Raw genomic sequence first — 1,109 nt, 5'->3', positions numbered from 1 at the left:
GTGCGTGGTCGTGGCGCGTTGGTGAAGTATCTGAGCCATGGATCCTCCTCCGTTAGTGAGTCATACCATAAACCACTACACTCCGGGACCATACACCTAGGTTCTGTCTGAAAAGTCATGACTGCTACGCTGCCCCTGTTCACCGAACAGGAGACTGGCATGGCAGGCCGCTACGAGCTTTCCGATCAGCGCTGGCACATGATCGAGGACATCGTTTCTCCCCCGCAGACCATGGGGCGCCCGCGTAGGGATGATCGACAGATGCTCAATGGTATTCTCTGGATTCTCTGCTCAGGAGCACAGTGGCGCGATCTGCCGGAGCGTTACGGGCCATGGAAGACCGTTTATCAACGTTTCCGACAATGGCGCGATGACGGTACCTTCGACCAGATCCTGACGTGCCTGCACCTTCGTCTGCGAGAAGACGGTTATATGGATCTCGACACCTGGATGGTGGATTCCACCTCCATCAGAGCGACCCGGTCAGCCAGCGGTGCCGGCAAAAAGGGGGATCGCTAGAACCGCTGGATCATGCCCTCGGTCGCAGTCGTGGTGGTCTGACCACGAAGATACACCTGCTGTGCGATAGCCGCGGGTTTCCCATCACCTTTTCACTGTCAGCAGGTCAGCGCGCCGACTCGACCCACCTGACTGACCTGCTCGAGCAGGTCCGGTTGCCGGGTCGTTCCGGCCGTCCTCGCAAGCGCAGCCGCTATCTCGTGGCGGACAAGGGCTACGATAGTGATGCATTGCGACGCTACTGCACGCGTTACGGCATGCGCCCGATCATTCCCCGACGCCGTATGCATCGCCGCCCGCGTCCGGGGCTACCGCATCAGTTCGACCGGCCCGGATATCGTCAGCGCAATGTGGTAGAGCGGCTGTTCGGTTGGCTCAAGGAAAAGCGCCGGCTGAATACACGTTACGACAAGCTGGCCAGCAGCTTCAAAGCCATGGTGACGCTGGCCTGCATCGAGCGCTGCATGAGAGCCGACTTTTCAGACAGAACCTAGCTGTATGGTCCCGGAGTGTAGTGGTTTATGGTATGACTCACTAACGGAGGAGGATCCATGGCTCAGATACTTCACCAACGCGCCACGACCACGCAC

The 1,109-nt window shown here is 59.0% G+C and carries 1 protein-coding gene; it reads left to right on the top strand.

Annotation, left to right across the window (positions count from 1 at the left end; genetic code table 11):
* Positions 1 to 159: 159 nt before the first annotated feature.
* Positions 160 to 1,013, top strand: a protein-coding gene (locus BM079_RS16525) for an IS5 family transposase (protein ID WP_090136315.1) whose coding sequence is annotated in 2 segments (ribosomal slippage) — positions 160 to 502 and positions 502 to 1,013 — 855 coding nt in all. Because the reading frame shifts where the segments join, the coding sequence is not laid out codon by codon here.
* Positions 1,014 to 1,109 lie beyond the last annotated feature (96 nt).

Source organism: Kushneria avicenniae (genome assembly GCF_900112585.1).
Taxonomy (GTDB): domain Bacteria; phylum Pseudomonadota; class Gammaproteobacteria; order Pseudomonadales; family Halomonadaceae; genus Kushneria; species Kushneria avicenniae.
Note: the sequence above shows the minus strand (reverse complement) of the source record. Positions and strands in the feature narration are given on the sequence as shown.